The sequence below is a fragment of the bacterium genome (assembly GCA_035281585.1).
Taxonomy (GTDB): Bacteria; UBA10199; UBA10199; order DSSB01; family DSSB01; genus DATEDP01.
The window spans coordinates 1-3,223 of the sequence record DATEDP010000087.1 but is presented as its reverse complement, the minus strand read 5'-3'; the positions used below and the strand labels follow the sequence as shown (position 1 = coordinate 3,223).

The 3,223-nt window shown below is 62.4% G+C and carries 2 protein-coding genes; one reads left to right on the top strand and one right to left on the bottom strand.

Going from position 1 to position 3,223, the window contains the following annotated elements:
- Nucleotides 1–178 precede the first annotated feature (178 nt).
- A complete protein-coding gene (gene uvrC, locus VJR29_06930; GenBank protein ID HKY63135.1) occupies nucleotides 179–2,056 on the bottom strand; it encodes an excinuclease ABC subunit UvrC in 1,878 nt (625 codons plus the stop codon).
- A 57-nt stretch (nucleotides 2,057–2,113) separates the two neighbouring features.
- Between uvrC and VJR29_06925 the strand changes: the two genes are divergently transcribed.
- Nucleotides 2,114–3,223, top strand: a 1,110-nt coding sequence (locus tag VJR29_06925; GenBank protein HKY63134.1) for a hydantoinase/oxoprolinase family protein, incomplete at its 3' end; no start/stop codon positions are given.

The following is a 3,223-nucleotide window of genomic DNA, read 5'->3' as shown; positions in this document are numbered from 1 at the left end:
GATTAAATTTAGGGATTTAGATTTATCGGTGTCCAAATATGTACATAAAACAAAAGAGCGCATGTTTCCTGTCAATTGAATCCCTAGTCAATTTATCAAAGTGATTGTCAATTGTTTGACGATAAGTACAGAAATGACTCGTAGTGTCATCTCGGAGGCAAGGTCATTCTGAGCCCGTTCAGGGCGTAGCGCTTTCAAGACGCGCCTTGATCCCCTCGGCGAAGCTCAAAGACACTTCGATCGCGGCGGCGATCTCCTCGGCGGGACTTTCCTTGAGCCGCTTGACGCTGCCGAAATGCTTGAGCAGGGCCTTTCGCCGAGCCGGGCCGATGCCCGGAATCTCTTCCAAGGCCGACTTCAGGCCGCGCTTCTTGCGGAGCTTGCGGTGGTACTCGATGCCGAAGCGATGGGCCTCGTCGCGGATCTGAACCAGGATGTAGAGGGCCGAGGAATTCGCCGGAAAGAAAATCGGGTCCTTGCGGTTGGGAAGGAAGACCCGCTCTTCGCTCCTCCTTCGCTCGCTGGCGCGAGCTTCGGCGGACACGGTCCGGCCTTCCTCCTCAATCAGCTTGCTCTTGGCCAAGGCCACGATGTCGATGCCGGTCAAGTTACGGTCGCGGAAGGCCTGGAGAGCCGCGTTGAGCTGGCCCTTGCCGCCGTCGATGACGAAGAGATCGGGCAAGGCCCACTTCTCGGGATTCTCGGTGGCCCGGCGCAGACGGCGGCTCAAGACCTCGTACATCGAAGCGAAGTCGTTGGCGCCCTCGACGGTCCGAATCTTGAAATGGCGGTAGCCCCGGCGATTGGGCTTGCCGTCTTGGAAGCAAACCATCGAGCCCACCGAGTCCCGGCCTTGGATATTGCTGATGTCGTAGCACTCGATGGTCCGCGGCAATCGGTTCAGCTCGAGCCGGCGCTGGAGGTCGGCCAGGGCCTGCTCGGAGTCTTTATCCCGCTGGCCTCGGGCCTGAAAAGCCTGGCGGGCGTTTTGATGGGCGAGCTGAAGCAAGGAGAGCTTCTCGCCGCGCTGGGGAACGAGGAGCCCGGCTTTGCGGCCGGCCCGCTCCGAAAGGATTTCGGACAGAGTTTCACTCTCCTCCACCGCCGCGCCCAAGAGAATCTCGGCCGGCAGGAATTGGCCTTCGGCGTAATACTGCAGCAGGAAGTTCGAGACCAGCTCCCCATCCTCCTCCAAGGACTTGAAGTGGAATGTCCGGCTTTCTTGCAAGGCTCCTTCGCGGACCATCATCAAATAAATCGTGGCCGCCTCGCCCTCGCGGTGGAAGCCGACGACGTCGCGGCTGACCTGGCGGTGGCTCACCACCTTCTGCCGCTCGAGGGTTCGCTCGACGTCGGAGAGCAGGTCGCGGTAGCGGGCCGCCTCTTCGTATGATTCGGCCTCGGCGCTCTTGGCCATCAGGTCGCGGAGATTCTTCTTCAGCTCCTCGGCCCGGCCTTCGAGGAAAAGACGGGCCTGCTGCACCAGCTTGACATAGTCCTCGCGGCTCACGTAGCCGACGCAAGGCGCGTCGCAGCGGTGAATCTGGTATTGAAGGCAAGGCCGGACCCGGTTGCGGAACTCATGATCGCCGCAGGTCCGAAGCTTGAAATGGCTGTCGATGAAATCGGCGACCTCGCGCGAAGCCCAGGCCGAGGAATAAGGCCCGAAGTAAAGGCTGCCGTCCTTGCGGATCTTGCGGGTGACGTAGATCCGGGGAAATTCGTCGCGGATCGAGAGCTTGATGCTGACGTAGCTTTTGTCGTCCTTGAGGTTGACGTTGTAGCGCGGCCGATGCTTCTTGATCAGGGTGTTCTCGAGGAGAAGCGCTTCCTTGGCGTTGTCGGTCAGGATGGCTTCGACCGAGCCGACCTTGGAGATGAGAAAGCGCACCTGGTAACGCTCGCCCGAATCCTTGGCGAAATAGCTCGCCACCCGTGAGCGCAAGTTGGCGGCCTTGCCGACGTAGAGGATCTCGCCTTTGGCGCTCTTCATCAGATAAACCCCGGGCGAGCGGGGAAGATGCTCGTAGAGATTTTTTTCGGCGTTTCCGGGCATCGGCCTACCTTAACAAAGCGATTTCCTTCCTACCAAGATTTGATATTCCATCCCACCATGCCCCGAAAAGGCCCTTTTCCCGGCCCTTCCATCGTGGCCGTCGACACCGGCGGGACCTTTACCGATTTCTTCGCCCTGAGCGGCGGCGGTTTCCGCAGCCATAAGCGGCCCTCGACCCCGGCCGACCCCTCCCGCGCCATCCTCCAGGGCCTGGCCGAGATGAAGATCTCCGGGCCCTGCCTCCTGATCCACGGCAGCACGGTGGCCACCAACGCCCTGCTCGAGCGCCGAGGCGCCCGGGTCGCCCTTTTGACGACCGCCGGTTTCGAAGACGTCCTCGAGATCGGTCGGCAAAACCGGCCCCGCCTCTACGAGCTGGAGCCTTGGCGACCCGCCGCTTTGGTCCCGCGCCGGCTCCGCTTCGGCGTCGCGGAAAGGCTGGGGCCGGGTGGAGCGGTTTTGCGGAAATTGGAAAAGGCCGAGCTGAAGCGCTTGCTCCGGGAGCTCAAAAAGCACCGCTTCGAGGCTCTCGCCATCGGGCTACTTCACGCCTACGCCGATCCGGCCCACGAGCGGCGCTTGGCCCGGGCCCTTCAATCCCTGAAGGCGCCGATCTCGCTTTCTTCCGAGATCTGCCCCGAGTTTCGGGAATACGAACGGATCTCCACGACCTGCGTCAACGCCTACGTCGCCCCGAAGATGTCGCGCTATTTGACGCGGCTGCAGGCCAAGCTCCGCCATCCGGTTCGGGTGATGCAGTCGAACGGCGGCAGCCTTTCGCCGAAGGAAGCTTCGAACCAGGCCTTGTGGACCTTGCTTTCGGGCCCGGCCGGCGGCGCGCTCGGCGCCCTCGAAATCTTGAAACGGGCCGGCTTCGACAAGGCCCTCACCCTCGACATCGGCGGCACCTCGACCGACATGAGCCTGATCGACGGCGGATTGGAATGGACCAGCGAGACGGTCTTGGGCGGCTGCCCGATCAAAACGCCGATGATCCGCATCGACACCATCGGCGCCGGCGGCGGCTCAATCGCCCGGGTCGACCTGGGCGGCGTCCTCAAGGTGGGGCCGGAGAGCGCCGGCGCCGACCCCGGCCCGATCTGCTATGGCCGGGGCGGAACCCAGCTCACCGTCACCGACGCCCAAGTCTGGCTGGGACGGATCCCG

Bases quoted from the DNA above. Each gene is read 5' to 3' on its own strand.
- uvrC (HKY63135.1), bottom strand. From the start codon at position 2,056: ATGCCCGGAAACGCCGAAAAAAATCTCTACGAGCATCTTCCCCGCTCG.